The following is a 16,353-nucleotide window of genomic DNA, read 5'->3' as shown; positions in this document are numbered from 1 at the left end:
AATGAATACACAAGATGTCATTGATATTTTTAAACAAGCAGATGCTATTCTAGAAGGGCATTTTATTTTAACATCGGGACGCCATAGTGCGACTTATATGCAAAAAGCGAAAGTATTCATGCATGCTGACTTGACGGAAAAGTTGTGTCGTGGATTAGCTGAAAAAATCAAAAAATCTATCGAGGGAAAAATTGATTATGTTGTTGGTCCCGCAATTGGCGGCCTTATTCCTTCCTATGAAACTTCACGGCACCTTGGTGTTCCTTCTCTTTGGGTAGAGCGTGTAAATGGCATCTTTGAATTGCGTCGTTTTGAAATCAAGAAGGGGGCACGGGTTGTTATTGTCGAAGATATTGTGACAACGGGTCTTTCCATTCGTGAGACTATTGAGGCGCTCGTTGCAGCAGGAGCAGAGGTATTGGCCAGTGCATGTATCCTTGATCGTTCTGGTGGTAAGGTCAATGTTGGGGTTCCATTGATTGCGCTTGCTGAATATGAGATAACCTCTTATACTAGTGATGCACTTCCTGCAGAGCTTTCTGTTCTTCCAGCGATTAAACCAGGTAGTCGAAATATTTAATTGTCTTTCTATTTTTTTTTGTGCAAAAGCTTAAAAAGATTAATTTGGATGATATAGATTATTTCATCATCAAAAGATGTATATTGAGAGTCATATGCTTTTTCGTAGTCGAGAACCAATAGATTTTGTAACGCGTATTCGACTTTGGTTATGGCCACGTCGTTCATTTTCTCGCTCATTTTGCTACATACATAAACGTATTTTGCGTATATCAGCAACACCGCATGAAGTAGCATTAGGGGTTGCTGTTGGCATTTTTTTAGCTTGTTCCCCTTTCTTTGGGTTGCATATTATTTTGGCAATATTTTTATCTTGGCTTTTGCGTGCAAACTTTGCTGCCGCAATCATTGGGACGATTTTTTCTAATCCACTCACATTTTTATTGATTGTCATGGCTGATTATAAAGTAGGGTATTTTTGTTTATCACTTTTTAGTGATGTCAAAGAGATTTCTCTTTCGCAAATTCGTGCTCTATTTAATGGTTTGACATTGTCAAATCTCTCTCTCCTCTTTAAAGGCGCATGGGACACAATTATGAGTCCTATGATTTTAGGTGGAACTCTTTTAGGTATTGTTTTTGGTGGTTTATCTTATATAGGTGTTTACAGAGCAACGGTTCGTTTTAAACAAAAGCGATATCAAAAGATTATAAAAAAAGGCGTTTAAAGAAGCGTTCATCGTAAGAAAGATCGGGTAATATCGTATGATTGTTGGTCTTGGAAATGATCTGGTTGATATACGACGTATTGAGAAAATGTTGGTTCGTTATGGTGAGCGTTTTACCCAACGTATTTTTACGGATATTGAAAGGAATAGATCGGAAAATCTCAAAAAAAGCTCTTCTTCCTATGCAAAAAGATTTGCTGCTAAAGAAGCATGTGCTAAAGCCTTAGGAACGGGAATCGCTTGTGGGATTAATTGGAAAGACATGGGGGTTATTAATTTGCCATCTGGTAAACCAATAATGCAATTAACAAATCGTGCGCAAGTACAACTTCAAAAGTTATTACCTCCTCATCATGATGCAGTTATTCATCTTAGCATAACAGATGATTTTCCTTGGGCACAGGCATTTATTATTATCGAAGCACTTCCACGTGGATAGATGGTGTGAGAGATTGTGCTTTTGTTATTTGAATATTATGATGAAAAAAATTATATCTGTGATGAGAAGGCAGTTGGTGATGATCCAAAAAGATAAAGTGCATAAAAAAGAAAAAAAAGGTGGGGTTCGTGAATTTATTTCTGTTTTAATACAGGCTCTGCTTTTAGCAGCGGTTATTCGGACACTTTTTTTCCAGCCTTTTAGTATTCCTTCCGGTTCAATGCGTCCTACTTTGTTGGTGGGAGATTATCTGTTTGTTTCTAAGTATGCATATGGGTATTCTCATTTTTCCATCCCCTTTTCTCCTCCTCTTTTTTCTGGACGGATTTGGGCATCTCAGCCTCAACGTGGAGATGTGGTCGTTTTTCGCTTACCAAGTAATCCGAAGATTGATTATATAAAACGCGTTGTTGGGCTACCAGGTGATCGTATACAAGTCCGTCAAAGTATTCTTTATATTAATGATGAGGCTGTTTCCCGTCACTTTATGGGGGAAATTGATAATTCTGATATAACAGAGGTTAACTATCCTGTTGAGGTTTATCGCGAGACAATGCCTAACGGTGTCAGTTATGATACACTTGATTTAGCTTTCATCCCGAAAGTCGATGATACAAAAGTCTTTGAAGTTCCTCAAGAACATTACTTTATGATGGGAGATAACCGCGACAATTCAGATGATAGTCGTTTAGATGTAGGCTATGTTCCAGAAGAAAATCTTATTGGTCGCGCGAGCGTGATTTTCTTTTCCATCAGTAACGGTTCAAGTGCTTGGCAGGTTTGGCGCTGGCCATTTGATGTGCGTTGGAAGCGTTTGTTTTCTTTCATAAATACGGTTCATGATTTGCCGCTTATCAATCAAGGAAACAACGATGAAACGTCTAATGATTGATCAGCTTTTCAAGCTGACGGGGCATCGTTTTAAAGATGAAGAGAGGTTAAAGAAGGCATTAACACACTCGAGTGTGCAAGATTCGGAACAGGGGAATTATGAACGACTAGAGTTTCTAGGGGATCGGGTTTTAGGGCTTTTGATTGCAGAAATGCTGTATCAACTTTTTCCTCAGGCAAGTGAAGGTGAATTATCAGTCCGTTTGAATCATCTGGTCAACGCGCAGACATGTGCTGATATTGCGCGTGAAATGAGGCTGCCTGATATGATCCGTGTTGGTTTTGAGATGAAAAATTTCGAGGGGCGTCGACTCATCAATATGCATGCAGATGTCGTGGAAGCTTTGATTGCCGTGATATATCTCGATGGAGGCTTGGAAAGCGTTCGCCCTTTTATTCAAAAATATTGGCAAAGTCGGGCAAAGAAAATGAATGCTGGTCGGCGTGATGCCAAGACCGAATTACAGGAATGGGCGCATATCCAAGGCAATGCACAACCACATTATCAGGTTATAAAACGTTCAGGTCCAGATCACGATCCTGTTTTTATGGTAGAGGTCAGTATTTCTGGGTTTGCTTCAGAGATTGGGCAGGGAAGCTCCAAAAGATATGCCGAAAGAATGGCAGCTGAAAAAATTTTGCGACGAGAGGGTGTATGGAAAACAGTGGGAAAAAATGATCATGAGTGACGTTATGAAAACGCGTTCTGGGTTTGTTGTGCTTATTGGGATGCCTAATGCCGGTAAATCGACATTGGTTAATCAATTGGTTGGAACAAAGGTTTCAATTGTAACGCATAAGGTACAAACAACACGAACTTTAATCCGCGGTATTGTCATTCATGATGATGTGCAAATTGTGTTGGTCGATACACCAGGTGTTTTTCGTCCCCATAAGCGCTTAGAACGTGCCATGGTTTCTGCTGCTTGGGGAGGGGCTAAGAGCGCTGATGTTCTGCTCGTTTTAATTGATGCTCAAAGTGGTCTTTTGGATGAAGTTGATATGATGTTAGATATTGTAAACAACATGAAACAAGAAAAAGTTCTTGTTCTTAATAAGGTTGATACAGTTGTTAAATCATCTCTTCTAGCGTTAACCACTAAAATAAATGAACGTGTAAAGTTTGCGCAAACATTTATGATTTCTGCTCTAAACGGTTCTGGTTGCAAGGATTTACTTCATGCGTTGAGTAATATGATGCAGGAGGGACCATGGTATTATCCGGAAGATCAAATTTCCGATATGCCCATGCGTCATCTTGCTGCTGAAATTACGCGTGAAAAACTTTTTCTTCGTCTTCATGATGAACTTCCTTATTCCTCAACGGTTGAAACAGAAAACTGGGAAGAGCGTTCAGATGGTTCCGTTAAAATTAATCAAGTTATTTATGTTGAGCGTGAGAGTCAGAAAAAAATTGTCTTAGGAGCAAAAGGCGATACAATAAAAGCGATTGGTCAAGCAGCACGTAAAGAACTCATGAAAATTATGGATCAAAAGGTTCATCTTTTTCTCTTTGTGAAAGTGCGCGATAATTGGGATACCGATCCAGAACGTTATCGCGAAATGGGATTGGATTTTTAAAAATAAGATTTTTAAAAATAATTAAAGTAAAATGAAGTGGAAAGAACAAGCCGTTATTCTTGGTACACGCCAATATGGTGAAACAAGTGTTATTCTTGAGGTTATGACACGTGAACATGGTCGTTATATGGGAGTGGTAAAAGGGGGGCGGTCGCGTCGTATGGCAGCTCTTCTTCAACCTGGAAATTTTGTGGAGGCTGAATGGTGGGCTCGTTTAGAAGAGCATTTGGGACTTTTTCGACTTGAAGCTCTTGATTTACACGCGGCAAGATTAATCTGTCTACCAGAAGCACTTTATGCTTTGCAATTGATAGCTTTTCATTTGCGACTTCTTCCCGAACGTGATCCGCACCCCGTTTTATATGATATTTTACACCTTTTTATGCAGAATTTTGATGAACCATTTGTAACTGCAGAATTGCTTGTACGTTTTGAAATGCGGCTTCTTGAAGAACTTGGTTTTGGTCTTGATTTATCTTGTTGTGCTGCAACAGGTCGTCAGGAAAGGCTGCATTACGTATCACCAAAATCTGGACGGGCTGTCTGTGAAGAAGCAGGGGAACCTTGGAAAAAAAAGCTTCTCATTCTACCACAGTTTCTTGTGCAAAGAACGACTCGTCCTACTGATTCTAGTGACATAATAAATGGTTTTATACTGACGGGTTTTTTTCTTATGCGTCATGTCTGGGCGCCACGAGATATAAAGCAGCCGTCAGTGCGCATGAATTTGATACAATTATTTGAGCGCCAATTTGGTATACAAGCATTAATTTATTGATCTGATGATAATTGAATGGAAAAATGAAAGTTTTAAAGACAATTGCTGAAGTCCGCCAATATACTTCAGAGGAACGACGTTTAGGTTTTTCGATTGGTTTTGTTCCAACAATGGGGGCATTGCATGATGGTCATCTTGCATTAGTACAGTATGCAAGAGCAATGTGTGATCGCGTATTGGTTTCTATTTTTGTCAATCCAAAGCAATTTGGACCTCATGAAGATTTTTCTCAATATCCAAGAGACTTGAAGGGCGATTGTGCTTTGTTAGAAGAAGCAGGTGTTGAATGTGTTTTTGCTCCTTCTGTAGATGAAATGTGGCCACTGGGAAATGATACAATTGTGCAAGTGAAAAAATTATCACGTATTTTGATGGGAAAATTACGTCCAGGGCACTTTTGTGGTGTGACAAGCGTTGTTGCTAAACTTTTTAACATTGTCCAACCAGATAAGGCTTTTTTTGGGGAAAAGGATTTTCAACAAATTTTAATTATTCGGCGTATGGTTGAAGATTTGGCTTTTCCTATTGAAATTGTTGGAGTTCCTATTCTACGGGAGTCAGATGGTGTAGCTTGTTCTTCACGCAATCAGTTTTTAACATTAGAAGATCGTAAAGCTGCCAAAATTATTCCTGAAAGTGGGAAAGCTGCTAAAAAGCTTTACCATGAAGGTGAACGGTCGGTTGATAAATTATGCAAAACTGTTCGTGATATTTTACAACAAGAAACGCGTGCAATCATTGAAGCAATAGATTTGCGGGATATGGAAACTTTATGCGTGGTTAAAGGAACATTGAATAAACCAGCAGTTTTACTTCTTACTGTTCGCTTTGGAGAGGTAAGGCTGATTGATCAATATATATTGCAAGAGAAGGGCGGAAAATGAGTGTACATAAAACCGTAAAGCGTATAACATCTTCCGAAATACGTACAAGAAAGGGACAACAGCCAATTGTTTCTTTAACAGCTTATCAAGCTTATACTGCGCGGATTGCTGATCCATATTGCGATATCCTTTTGGTTGGTGATAGCGTTGGTATGGTTGTGTATGGGTTTGAGACAACGCTTCCTGTTAATTTAGATATGATGATTTTACACGGACAAGCCGTGGTGCGTGGATCTCAAAAAGCTCTTGTGGTTATTGATATGCCTTTTGGCTCTTATGAGGAAAGTCCAGAGCAAGCTTTTTTTAATGCATCGCGTATTCTTGCTCAAACGGGGTGTGGTGCAGTTAAGCTTGAAGGTGGTGTTTATATAGCGGAAACAATTGATTTTTTGTGTAAACGTGGCATTCCAGTGATGGGACACATCGGTCTTACACCTCAGGCGGTGAATCGTTTTGGTGGTTTCAAAACACAAGGACGAAAACAGAGTGATTGGCAAAGAATTGAAGCCGATGGGGCTGCAATTGAGGAGGCCGGTGCTTTTGCTATTGTTTTAGAAGGGATTGTTGAACCTTTAGCAGTAAAACTGACAGAAAAGCTTTCTATCCCTACGATCGGTATTGGTGCATCCAATCAATGCGATGGACAAGTATTGGTTATGGAAGATATGTTGGGCTATGGTGCTCATGTGCCAAAATTTGTACGCCGTTATGGAGACCTTGAACAAGCCATGGAAATTGCAATAAAGAATTATGCAGAGGATGTCACATCTCGTGCTTTCCCAGCGGATAATGAAGTTTATAAACTAAAATAAACTTCAGTTTAAGATGAAAAGTTTGACAAGGGAACATTTGTTATTTTGATAATGAAAGTGTATTATTTCATATATTTGGTATGCAATTTGAGCTGTGATTTTTTCGATTTCTTTAATGGAGTCACTCCTCTCATGCAAAACAGAACGCCATTGGGTTGCTAAGTCATGTGCTTTTTTTAAGAAAGCTTTCTTGGGGACTCAATCCTATTTCGCGACGGCGCTTGTGAATGGTATAGCGGTAAAGCCCCTGTGAAGTGTACAATTTATAGAGCGCCCCCATCTTTACGCTTCATAAGAGACATTTCAAATTCTTTCTTTAAAAGTTTTTACCCATATGCCGGTCCCACTTATGACGTACAAGAGAATGGTTTTGATTGATTCAATATAAACAGATTTGAAATGAGTGAATCTTACGATATTAGTGGCTCTCATTCAACATGAAAAAACAATGAATTATTATTATAAATCAGTGTGATGAGTCTTTAATGATAGGGAAGGAACAATGCGAAGAGTCTATAATCTTTGGGCATCCAAGGCATTGAAGCGAGTTAAAAATGCGTTTTCAATTTGTTGGGTAGAGTAGGGGTATAAATTAAGATCATCGGGTAAAATATTATTGGGAGAGCCAAAATAGCGAAGGGCTTCTTCTCTACTAAATCCAGCAAGCGTAATCGCTTCATTATATGCAGCGATACGGTCGGCTTGTTTGATTTTTTTTAAAAGTTTTTGAGAAAGATCAACGGGAAGAGAAAAGCGCATGTGGATAGCATCTTGGATGCCCTTTTCAATGCGTTCATATTGTTTTCCTATGACAGCTTTAAAGGGGGAAATCATATCGCCGATGACATATTCTGGAGCATCATGAAGAAGAGCATAAAGACATTCGTTGCTTCCCGATTGTGGAAAAAGTTTTTGAAATATTTGTTCAACCAAAAGTGAATGTTGTGCAACAGAATAGGCATGCTCCCCTCGTGTTTGACCGTTCCAACGTGCCACGCGAGAAAGTCCATGGGCAATATCTTCAATTTCAACATCAAAAGGAGAAGGGTTGAGAAGATCAAGTCGCCTTCCAGAGAGCATTCTTTGCCAAGCGCGGGCTTCTCCATTTTTTAATAATTCAGCTTTAGCCATGCGTATTTTCTATAGTATTTTCAGGAAAGGTAAAATTCATATTTTCAGCAATGCTTATAGTGACAGGAATGTTTTTTATAGTAAAGGGGATGTTATGATCCATAGCATCTTTGACGTGGTCAATACGCATTAAAGCGAGAGCCTCATTTTCTACACACGTTCCCAAGTAGCCAAGCACTTTTGTTCCTGCTTCAATGCTAGATTGAGGGGTTAATTCACACTGGCCTTTTACAATAAAAATACGGCGACGTGCTGCACGGCGATGGTGCATTCGTGAAACAATTTCTTGTCCAATATAACATCCTTTATTGAATGAGAGTCCATTGATTTGATCGTAATTAATATCATGAGGAAAGACTTTACCAACTTCATAGTCTTGATCACTTTCCGCAATTGCATAACGGATACGCAATTGATTCCATGTGTCATGATATTCTGAAGTCAAAAAAGGTTTTTTGCCATAGATTCGTATTATTTTTTCTTGTTGTGGGAAGCGTTTATCAACAAAACTTGAATCAAAATTTAAAGAATCTGATTCATTATTCAAAGAAACCGTAACAAGCTTTTGTAATGGTTGTGTAATTTCTACTTTTTTACGCAGCTTATAGAGCAACAGACGTTGGTGAAGCGTATCAGCTAAAGGCATTCTGATATCAATCAGGTAACCATTTTCTTTTTTTCCGATAAGAAAATCAGCAAGAACCTTTCCTTGTGGAGATAAAAGGGCTCCAGGGAAAAGTTCCTGTGGGCTGATTTTTTTTACATCTGTCGTGATTAGGGATTGTAGAAAATCTGTTGCTTCTTCGCCTGTAATTTGAATAAGCCCGCGGTTTTTTAAGCAAATGGCATTTTGTTTTTCAATCATGGTTCTTGCCTTTCTGCTCAAAGTTACATAATCGATAAGTGAGCAATATGTAAGGAGCGTGGCTATGTTTAAAACATTTGATACAATTTTTAAAGGTGCAACACTTGTGAATCATGATGGAAGAAGCAAGCGTGATATTGGTATTACAAATGGTCGTATTGCTGAAATAGGCGACCTTACATGTGCATCGGCTAGTGAGGTCATTGATTGTACGGGGCTTCATATTTTACCAGGAATTATTGATAGCCAAGTGCATTTTCGTGAGCCAGGAAATGAATATAAGGAGGATTTGGAAAGTGGCTCGTATTCTGCTGTGTTAGGGGGTGTTACGGCAGTTTTTGAAATGCCTAATACCAATCCATTAACAACATCAGAAGAAACATTAAGCGATAAGGTTCAACGCGGATTTCATCGAATGCATTGTGATTTTGCATTTTGGGTTGGAGGAACGCGTGAAAATGCTCATGAACTCTCTGAATTAGAAAGACTTCCTGGTGCGGCTGGAATTAAAGTCTTTATGGGGTCCTCTACAGGTGATCTTTTGGTTGATGATGATGAAAGTGTACGCCTTATTTTGAAGAATACACGCCGTCGTGCGGCTTTTCATTCTGAAGATGAGGCGAGGCTTCAAGAGCGTAAAATATTGCGTATTGAAGGGGATGCATCGTCACATCCGATTTGGCGTGATGAAGTTGCGGCATTAAAATGTACGCAGCGTTTGGTAAAAATTGCTCATGAGACGAAGGCTCGGATTCATGTGTTACATCTTTCGACAGAAGAAGAAATTGATTTTCTAAAAAAACATAAGGATGTTGCAACAATTGAAGTGACACAACATCATTTGACACTCACGGCTGATGATTATAAGAAGTTTGGTACATTAATTCAGATGAATCCGCCTATTCGTGAATTGCGCCACCGTGAAGCTCTTTGGTATGGTGTTCAACAAGGAATTATTGATGTTTTAGGCTCAGATCATGCGCCTCATACCCTTGAAGAAAAACTTCAACCTTATCCCTCTTCACCTTCAGGAATGACAGGGGTGCAAACAACAGCAGCAATTATGTTGACACATGTGAATGAAGGAAAAATATCTCTTGAACGTTTTGTTGATCTCACTTCACATGGCCCTAGTCGTATTTTTGGTATAAGCTGTAAAGGGCGCATTGCTGTTGGGTATGATGCTGATTTAACCATTGTTGATCTTAAGAGAGAAGAAATTATTACGAATGGCTTAATTGGTTCGCGTGCCGGTTGGACACCTTATGATGGTCAAAAAGTTAAAGGTTGGCCTGTTGGGACTATTATCCGTGGTATGCGCGTTATGTGGGAAGGTGAAATTGTCACACCTTCACAAGGAGAGCCTGTTAAATTTATGGAAACTTTGGTGTAAACAGATTAAAATTATAAATATGCCGTAAAATATCATCTTTTAGAGTGATGATATAGGGTATGTCAGCCTCTTTGGCACATAAGTATTTTTTTATGCGTGGTGAATATTCTTAGGCTTATTTGTAGAAACTATGAAGCAAATTACATGAGTGGGAAGCCAAGAGGAATCTTGTTCAACAAGAACCTAGATTATTTACAGAAAAAATTTAGTTAACAATCTTCATCCTTTGAGGTGTGGGGAGGAAGCCAAAGAACGATTTTGTATGGGAAGAAGGCGCTCATACGAATAAAAGCGTATCGAGACATTATTTTTTAAAAGTCTCTCTATTTTCAGAGCTGGTTTATTGCTCTCCGCATTTGTGAGAGGAATATCATTGATATCGCTAAAATTGAGAGAGATACTTTTTGTATAGATTAATTATTTATAATGCATGAGGAGGTTTTCAGATAAAATTCTTCCTTCCTCAATGTATCTTTGATTGGCTTCAATGGCTGCTTGTGTACAATGATGATAATTTTCTGAGAAAGCACGATACGCTTCATTAAACGCTTCATAAAAATAAGCACGTCTTTGTGGAATGGGGTGTTCTGCTTCAATCAGTGCATTCATATAATCATACCATTGGTTTGTTGGAGGATCGCAAAGATTTTGGAGAGAATGCAATGATCCTAAAATTTCTGCTAGTCGGAGTAATTTTCTTTCATAAGGTGGAGATTGTTGCGCAAAGGTTGGCATTGAAATGACAAGAAATATTAAAATAATGATGTTCATCAATCTATTACGCATTATTTTTATTGCTTTCTTTGAATAAAACTCTGTACAGATAAAATAATTTTGTCATGAGAACTGTGTAAAAAAATAGAGTTAATTGCTATATTATTCTCAATTATTGATTATAAAATATAGGGCGTAAGAGGCAGTAAGGAACCCATTGTGGAATATTGAAAATACTGACGAAGCTTTGTGTGGTTAAAAATTTAAGATTTGCTTCCTGAAAGCTATCTATTTTTCACATAGATTTATATTGTATTGCCTATAGAACTTTTTCTAAGCTCGTTTTCTTTAAGGAGGAAAAGCATCTCTAATGATAGAATGCTTTTGTTCAATCAAATAAAATAGATTGTTTTTATGATAAATGGTGAATACAGCCGTGAATACTAGTGGGAAAATGGTAAGAAGAATTTACTATAAGATAAAAGTTTTGAGCCTAAACCGCGTAATACGATAAGTTGAGATAAGATACATCTAAAAGGAGCGGTGCATAGTATCGTCCATGGAGTCAATAATGAGAGAGTTGCGATTTTATAATACGCTGACACGTAAAAAAGAAAATTTTACACCAATAGATCCGACAAGAGTACGTCTTTATGTTTGTGGTCCGACAGTTTATGATTATGCGCATATAGGAAATGCACGCCCTGTCATTGTTTTTGATATTTTATTTCGTTTATTGCGTCATGTTTATGGCAATGAGCATGTTCTATATGCGCGTAATATTACAGATGTTGATGATAAAATTAATGCACGAGCAGCTTTTGAATATCCAAACTTGTCATTGAATGACGCCATTCGTCAATTAACAGAACGTACATATTTCCAGTTTCAACAAGATACAATAGCACTTGGTTGTCTATTACCAACCAGTCAGCCGCGCGCAACCGAGCATTTAGAGGAAATGCGCTCTTTAATTGAAAGATTGCTTGAAAAGGGGCACGCTTATAAAGCGGAAAATCATATATTATTTTCTGTAAGTAGCATAAAAAATCCTCCCCACTATGGGGCATTTGCAAATCGTTCTTTAGATGAAATGAGGGCGGGGGCGCGTATTGATGTTGCTGCTTATAAAAGGGAAGAGATGGATTTTGTTTTATGGAAACCTTCTGTGGAAGGGGAGCCAGGTTGGGAATCGCCGGCCGGAATTCCTGTTTTAGGTCGTCCAGGTTGGCATATTGAATGTTCTGCGATGTCAATGGCAAAGTTATTAGCGCCCTATGGCGGTGGTTTAACTTGTGATGATCCAACCGCGAATGTTTTTGATATCCATGGTGGTGGACTTGATTTAATTTTTCCTCATCATGAAAACGAGATTGCACAAAGTTGTTCAGCTTTTGGGACGGAGCGAATGGCAAATTTTTGGATGCATAATGGTTTTTTACAAGTTGAAGGCAAAAAGATGTCGAAAAGCTTTGGCAATTTCATAACTATTCGTTCTGTTTTAGAGAATAACTTTTGGGAGTTTAATGGTATTTTAACCGATGAAATGAAGAAAAATTGGGCTGGTTTGTCTGCGCGTTTTTCGATGTTGCAAACGCATTATCGTGAACCATTAAATTGGACAGCACAGCGTTTAATACAATCGAGCAGCGAACTGTATCGTTGGTATGAATTGCTTCGCAGCAAAAAAAGTGAGATGGAAAACAATGAAGCAATTAATGATACTTTGATAGATGCACTCAGTGATGATCTTAATACTCCAAAAGCACTGACTCTTTTGCGAAAGTTTTATAAAGAAGGGAATGCGTTGGCTCTTGCTAATGGGATGAATTTATTAGGACTGTTACGACAAGAATGGATTAAAGAAATAGACTGCCCATTATTTATAAAAAAAACTTTTCTTGATTCAAAATTTATTGATCAACGTATTGCTGAAAGACTACGACTTATCCATAATAAAGAGTGGGAAGCAGCGGATACAATTCGTGATGAGCTTGCAGCTGAGGGGATTCTTTTAAAAGACAGTAAGGATCCGCAGAGTGGTGAGCGCATAACTGTGTGGGAAATAAAACGATTTTAATTTTCCTATTCCAGCAGCTTACATAAATAAAGGGAGGAAAGTTTGATGGAATTTTTATATCATTATGGATATATCGCGCTTAAGCTGGCTGTAGGTCTTGTTGCCTTCTTATTTATTTTAAGAACAACAGGACGGGGGAGTCTTAGTCAGATGACACCAGTTGATTTGGTCAGTAATTTTGTTATGGGAGGTATTATTGGCGGAGTTATTTATAATCAGAATATTAGTAGCATTCAATTATTGCTTGTTTTACTCATCTGGCAAACCTTGATTACATCTTTTAATTTTTTTGCACGCTATTCAGTTTTTTTTCGTCGTCTTATCGCGGGGCGGAATATTACATTAGTTTTAGATGGGGTTTTCCAAATAGATAAGATTAAGAACTTAGGGATCAATGTTAATGATCTCATTACGATGTTACGTCTTAAAGGGTGTCACTTACATGAAGCCGCTTTTGTTCGTTTGGAAACCAATGGTGATTTCACTGTCATTAAAAAGGAAGAGGGGAAGAAATCGACGATTTTAATAGAAAATGGTGAAGTTATTGATGATGGACTTAAAGAGATTGGTAAAACAAAAAAGTGGCTTCATGCAGAATTGAAAAAAAAACATGTAAAAGTTGAAAATTTATTTGCAGCAGAGTGGTATGAAAATACAGATCAAAATAATAAATTGTATAGTGGATTATTTCTTGTTCCTTGTTCAAAAACAGTCTAACTTCAAACAACGAGTAGGTATAGCTTATTGGAAGCGTAACGAAGAGATAAATCTATAAACAACCACGGGGGGTATTTTGCCTTTTTCGTGTGGATGATAGAGAAGTAAGGACTTTATGAAACGCAATGAAATGACAAAAACTGTATCATCAGATACAGGGAGAACTCTGCACACACTTTACAATTTATGGCCCTATATGTGGCCAGTAGGTCGGCGTGATCTAAAAATACGTGTGCTATGGGCAATATTTTATCTTGTTTTGGCTAAGCTCGTTCTCATATCTGTACCGTATTTCTTTAAATATTCTACGAATGTGCTTGATTCAAGCTTTCAGCTACCTGAATGGTTCCCATCCAGTTTGATTATTCCCATCATGCTCGTTTTGGCATATAATGTCGCACGTATTATGCAGGCTGGATTAAATCAATTACGCGATTCTCTTTTTGCCACTGTTGGTCAATATGCTGTTCGTCAATTGGCTTATAAAACCTTTGTACATATGCATGAGTTATCCTTGCGATTTCATTTGGAACGCCGAACTGGTGGGCTTTCTCGTGTGATTGAGCGTGGTACAAAAGGAATTGAAGCGATCGTAAGATTTTCAATTCTGAACACAGTACCGACAGTTCTAGAGTTTATATTAACGGCACTTGTATTTTACATAAGTTATGGGTGGCATTATCTTCTCATCGTTGTTGCAACGGTTGGATTATATATCTTGTTTACCATTAAGGCGAGTGATTGGCGCATTCGTATTCGGCAACAAATGAATACAGCAGATACTGAGGCCAATACGCGTGCTGTTGATTCTCTTTTGAATTTTGAAACGGTGAAATATTTTGGCAATGAAACTCTAGAAGCCGATCGATTTGATGCTTCTATGGTAGGTTATGAAAAAGCCGCAACAAAGATTTGGACATCGTTAAGCTGGCTTAATTTTGGTCAGGCTCTTATCTTTGGTATTGGAATGACGATCGTGATGCTGATGTCAGCTTATGAAGTTTTTTATAAAACACAAACTTTGGGTGATTTTGTTTTTATTAATGCACTTTTAATGCAACTTTCCATTCCACTGAATTTTATTGGTTCAATTTATCGTGATATTCGACAAGGTTTAACGGATATTGAAGCAATGTTTGATCTTTTAGATGTTCAGAAGGAGATCGTTGATAAATCGGATGCTAAACCGTTAGAGATAAGCGATGGGACCATTCGTTTTCATCAGGTAAAGTTTTCCTATGATTCGACACGTCAGATTCTCAGAGATATTGATTTTGAAGTTCCTGGAGGAAAAACAGTCGCCATTGTCGGTCCATCTGGTGCAGGTAAATCAACTATTTCTCGGTTGCTTTTTCGGTTTTATGATGTTGACGCGGGTTCTATCACAATTGACGGGCAGGATATTCGTGACGTAACACAAAAGAGTTTGCGTGAAGCGATAGGCATGGTCCCACAAGATACAGTGTTATTTAATGATACAATTGCCTATAATATTTGCTATGGGCGTCCAAGTGCTACAGATGAAGAAATGCGCAAAGCTGCTGAAATGGCACAAATATCAAAATTTATTGAAATTTTACCGGAAGGTTTTCAGTCTATGGTAGGAGAGCGAGGTCTCAAATTATCAGGTGGTGAAAAACAACGTGTGGCTATTGCACGGACACTTTTAAAAGCCCCCCCACTTCTTATCCTAGATGAAGCAACATCGGCTCTTGATACGGCAACGGAACAGGAAATTCAACAAGCATTGGATATTGTAAGCCGTGGACGTACAACATTGATTATTGCTCACCGTCTTTCTACTGTTATCAATGCTGATGAAATTTTGGTTCTTAAAAGTGGTCGTATTATTGAAAATGGGGCGCATACAGAGCTTTTACGCAAGAAAGGTTTATATGCTTCAATGTGGAATAAGCAGCTTGAAGCATCGAAAGCTGAAGAAAAATTACGTAAAATACGTGAAGAAGATGAGACGAGTGTTGTTAATCGTAAAAAATAAATAGGGCAAAATGTAATCTATATCTTTATATGGAGTGATTGATTAAATACATAAAAAGATACAAGAGGAACAAAAAGATTTGTTGCTTGTTTAAGTTTACGATGAATAGGAAATTATATGAGTATTCTGCAATCTTTCCATAATAGCTTTGTACCGGTTCATAAAGAGGGTTATCCTTTTATTGTAGCGTTTTTTGTTATTTCGCTCATTCTTGGTTGGATATGGAGTCCGTTGTTTTGGTTTGGTCTCGTTCTCACGGTGTGGTGTATATACTTTTTCCGTGATCCAGATCGTGTGATCCCTTTGAATTCAAATTGGGTTATGTCGCCTGCCGATGGGCGTATTTCATTTGTGGAATCATGTGTTCCACCTGAAGAATTAGGATTAGGGAAAGATGAAATGATCCGTATTTCCATTTTTATGGATATTTTTTCATGCCATATTAATCGTATTCCTATCAGTGGTACAGTAGAGTCTATCGTTTATCATCCAGGTCGATTTACCAATGCTGAGTTTGATAAAGCTAGCCAGTTTAATGAGCGTAATGGGATGGTAATTGATAGCAAACATGGTAAAATCGGTATCGTACAAATAGCGGGAATGGTTGCACGCCGGATTGTTTGTTGGTCAAAAGAAAACGATGCCGTTATGACTGGTGAGCGATTTGGATTGATTCGTTTTGGTTCTCGCCTTGATATTTATATACCAACTGAAATGAAATTGCGTGTTGCAGTTGGACAGACAGCAATTGCTGGAGAAACAGTTTTGGGTTCTTTTGATGATAAGAGTGCCACAACGGACTTCAGATACGATTAGGACTCA

General features: G+C 38.2%; 17 protein-coding genes. 14 read left to right on the top strand and 3 right to left on the bottom strand.

Annotated features, from left to right (window positions below; genetic code table 11):
- Position 1 precedes the first annotated feature (1 nt).
- From pyrE to panB, 9 genes are all read left to right on the top strand, one after another.
- Positions 2 to 580, top strand: coding sequence for an orotate phosphoribosyltransferase (gene pyrE / locus ACFIKH_RS02390; protein ID WP_375619471.1), 579 nt, complete (start codon positions 2 to 4; stop codon positions 578 to 580).
- Positions 581 to 674: 94 nt separating this feature from the next.
- Positions 675 to 1,247, top strand: a complete 573-nt coding sequence (locus tag ACFIKH_RS02385; RefSeq protein WP_375625847.1) for a DUF2062 domain-containing protein — start codon at positions 675 to 677, stop codon at positions 1,245 to 1,247.
- A 37-nt stretch (positions 1,248 to 1,284) separates the two neighbouring features.
- Positions 1,285 to 1,686 carry a holo-ACP synthase gene (acpS, locus tag ACFIKH_RS02380; protein ID WP_375625039.1) on the top strand — a complete coding sequence of 134 codons (402 nt, stop codon included), beginning with the start codon at positions 1,285 to 1,287 and terminating at the stop codon, positions 1,684 to 1,686.
- Between the two features lie 79 nt (positions 1,687 to 1,765).
- A complete protein-coding gene (lepB, locus tag ACFIKH_RS02375; RefSeq protein ID WP_375670920.1) occupies positions 1,766 to 2,578 on the top strand; it encodes a signal peptidase I in 813 nt (270 codons plus the stop codon).
- A complete protein-coding gene (rnc, locus tag ACFIKH_RS02370; RefSeq protein ID WP_375625851.1) occupies positions 2,559 to 3,266 on the top strand; it encodes a ribonuclease III in 708 nt (235 codons plus the stop codon). The genes lepB and rnc overlap by 20 nt, the downstream gene beginning before the upstream one ends.
- Entirely contained in the window at positions 3,259 to 4,158 is a 900-nt protein-coding gene (gene era / locus ACFIKH_RS02365; RefSeq protein WP_375670918.1) for a GTPase Era, read from the top strand. Before rnc ends, era begins: the two co-directional genes overlap by 8 nt.
- Positions 4,159 to 4,189: 31 nt before the next feature.
- A complete protein-coding gene (gene recO / locus ACFIKH_RS02360; RefSeq protein ID WP_375670916.1) occupies positions 4,190 to 4,936 on the top strand; it encodes a DNA repair protein RecO in 747 nt (248 codons plus the stop codon).
- Positions 4,937 to 4,959: 23 nt separating this feature from the next.
- A complete protein-coding gene (panC, locus tag ACFIKH_RS02355; protein WP_375670914.1) occupies positions 4,960 to 5,820 on the top strand; it encodes a pantoate--beta-alanine ligase in 861 nt (286 codons plus the stop codon).
- Positions 5,817 to 6,632, top strand: a complete 816-nt coding sequence (gene panB, locus ACFIKH_RS02350) for a 3-methyl-2-oxobutanoate hydroxymethyltransferase (protein WP_375670912.1) — start codon at positions 5,817 to 5,819, stop codon at positions 6,630 to 6,632. Before panC ends, panB begins: the two co-directional genes overlap by 4 nt.
- Before the next feature lie 513 nt (positions 6,633 to 7,145).
- Here panB and ACFIKH_RS02345 read toward each other — a convergent pair.
- Positions 7,146 to 7,763: a YfbR-like 5'-deoxynucleotidase gene (locus tag ACFIKH_RS02345; protein ID WP_375648241.1), complete on the bottom strand. Its 618-nt coding sequence runs from the start codon at positions 7,761 to 7,763 to the stop codon at positions 7,146 to 7,148.
- The gene (locus ACFIKH_RS02340) at positions 7,756 to 8,628 is read right to left on the bottom strand and encodes a YgfZ/GcvT domain-containing protein (RefSeq protein ID WP_375648242.1); all 873 of its coding nucleotides are present in this window, start codon (positions 8,626 to 8,628) and stop codon (positions 7,756 to 7,758) included. The genes ACFIKH_RS02345 and ACFIKH_RS02340 overlap by 8 nt, the downstream gene beginning before the upstream one ends.
- A gap of 64 nt (positions 8,629 to 8,692) precedes the next feature.
- Here ACFIKH_RS02340 and ACFIKH_RS02335 point away from each other — a divergent pair, with 64 nt between their 5' ends.
- The gene (locus ACFIKH_RS02335) at positions 8,693 to 10,021 is read left to right on the top strand and encodes a dihydroorotase (protein ID WP_375670909.1); all 1,329 of its coding nucleotides are present in this window, start codon (positions 8,693 to 8,695) and stop codon (positions 10,019 to 10,021) included.
- A 417-nt stretch (positions 10,022 to 10,438) separates the two neighbouring features.
- Here ACFIKH_RS02335 and ACFIKH_RS02330 read toward each other — a convergent pair whose 3' ends face one another.
- Positions 10,439 to 10,807: a TIGR02301 family protein gene (locus ACFIKH_RS02330; RefSeq protein ID WP_375625865.1), complete on the bottom strand. Its 369-nt coding sequence runs from the start codon at positions 10,805 to 10,807 to the stop codon at positions 10,439 to 10,441.
- A 499-nt stretch (positions 10,808 to 11,306) separates the two neighbouring features.
- Here ACFIKH_RS02330 and cysS point away from each other — a divergent pair, with 499 nt between their 5' ends.
- From cysS to ACFIKH_RS02310, 4 genes are all read left to right on the top strand, one after another.
- Positions 11,307 to 12,815: a cysteine--tRNA ligase gene (gene cysS, locus ACFIKH_RS02325; RefSeq protein ID WP_375670907.1), complete on the top strand. Its 1,509-nt coding sequence runs from the start codon at positions 11,307 to 11,309 to the stop codon at positions 12,813 to 12,815.
- Between the two features lie 45 nt (positions 12,816 to 12,860).
- Positions 12,861 to 13,532 carry a DUF421 domain-containing protein gene (locus ACFIKH_RS02320; protein ID WP_375648245.1) on the top strand — a complete coding sequence of 224 codons (672 nt, stop codon included), beginning with the start codon at positions 12,861 to 12,863 and terminating at the stop codon, positions 13,530 to 13,532.
- 115 nt (positions 13,533 to 13,647) lie between these two features.
- Positions 13,648 to 15,531, top strand: a complete 1,884-nt coding sequence (locus tag ACFIKH_RS02315) for an ABCB family ABC transporter ATP-binding protein/permease (RefSeq protein ID WP_375670905.1) — start codon at positions 13,648 to 13,650, stop codon at positions 15,529 to 15,531.
- 117 nt (positions 15,532 to 15,648) lie between these two features.
- On the top strand, positions 15,649 to 16,347 hold the full coding sequence (locus ACFIKH_RS02310) for a phosphatidylserine decarboxylase (protein ID WP_375638586.1): 699 nt from the start codon (positions 15,649 to 15,651) through the stop codon (positions 16,345 to 16,347).
- Positions 16,348 to 16,353 lie beyond the last annotated feature (6 nt).

Origin of the sequence: Bartonella sp. SD1336NMGDW (genome assembly GCF_042193565.1) — a bacterium.
Taxonomy (GTDB): Bacteria; Pseudomonadota; Alphaproteobacteria; order Rhizobiales; family Rhizobiaceae; genus Bartonella; species Bartonella grahamii.
The sequence above is the reverse complement of the archived record's forward strand: the minus strand, read 5'-3'. Positions and strand labels throughout refer to the sequence as shown.

What these genes read in the sequence shown, in the direction of transcription:
- pyrE (WP_375619471.1), top strand. Translation starts at nt 2, where the DNA reads ATGAATACACAAGATGTCATTGATATTTTTAAACAAGCAGATGCTATT.
- ACFIKH_RS02385 (WP_375625847.1), top strand. Translation starts at nt 675, where the DNA reads ATGCTTTTTCGTAGTCGAGAACCAATAGATTTTGTAACGCGTATTCGA.
- acpS (WP_375625039.1), top strand. Translation starts at nt 1,285, where the DNA reads ATGATTGTTGGTCTTGGAAATGATCTGGTTGATATACGACGTATTGAG.
- lepB (WP_375670920.1), top strand. Translation starts at nt 1,766, where the DNA reads ATGATCCAAAAAGATAAAGTGCATAAAAAAGAAAAAAAAGGTGGGGTT.
- rnc (WP_375625851.1), top strand. Translation starts at nt 2,559, where the DNA reads ATGAAACGTCTAATGATTGATCAGCTTTTCAAGCTGACGGGGCATCGT.
- era (WP_375670918.1), top strand. Translation starts at nt 3,259, where the DNA reads ATGAGTGACGTTATGAAAACGCGTTCTGGGTTTGTTGTGCTTATTGGG.
- recO (WP_375670916.1), top strand. Translation starts at nt 4,190, where the DNA reads ATGAAGTGGAAAGAACAAGCCGTTATTCTTGGTACACGCCAATATGGT.
- panC (WP_375670914.1), top strand. Translation starts at nt 4,960, where the DNA reads ATGAAAGTTTTAAAGACAATTGCTGAAGTCCGCCAATATACTTCAGAG.
- panB (WP_375670912.1), top strand. Translation starts at nt 5,817, where the DNA reads ATGAGTGTACATAAAACCGTAAAGCGTATAACATCTTCCGAAATACGT.
- ACFIKH_RS02345 (WP_375648241.1), bottom strand. Translation starts at nt 7,763, where the DNA reads ATGGCTAAAGCTGAATTATTAAAAAATGGAGAAGCCCGCGCTTGGCAA.
- ACFIKH_RS02340 (WP_375648242.1), bottom strand. Translation starts at nt 8,628, where the DNA reads ATGATTGAAAAACAAAATGCCATTTGCTTAAAAAACCGCGGGCTTATT.
- ACFIKH_RS02335 (WP_375670909.1), top strand. Translation starts at nt 8,693, where the DNA reads ATGTTTAAAACATTTGATACAATTTTTAAAGGTGCAACACTTGTGAAT.
- ACFIKH_RS02330 (WP_375625865.1), bottom strand. Translation starts at nt 10,807, where the DNA reads ATGCGTAATAGATTGATGAACATCATTATTTTAATATTTCTTGTCATT.
- cysS (WP_375670907.1), top strand. Translation starts at nt 11,307, where the DNA reads ATGAGAGAGTTGCGATTTTATAATACGCTGACACGTAAAAAAGAAAAT.
- ACFIKH_RS02320 (WP_375648245.1), top strand. Translation starts at nt 12,861, where the DNA reads ATGGAATTTTTATATCATTATGGATATATCGCGCTTAAGCTGGCTGTA.
- ACFIKH_RS02315 (WP_375670905.1), top strand. Translation starts at nt 13,648, where the DNA reads ATGAAACGCAATGAAATGACAAAAACTGTATCATCAGATACAGGGAGA.
- ACFIKH_RS02310 (WP_375638586.1), top strand. Translation starts at nt 15,649, where the DNA reads ATGAGTATTCTGCAATCTTTCCATAATAGCTTTGTACCGGTTCATAAA.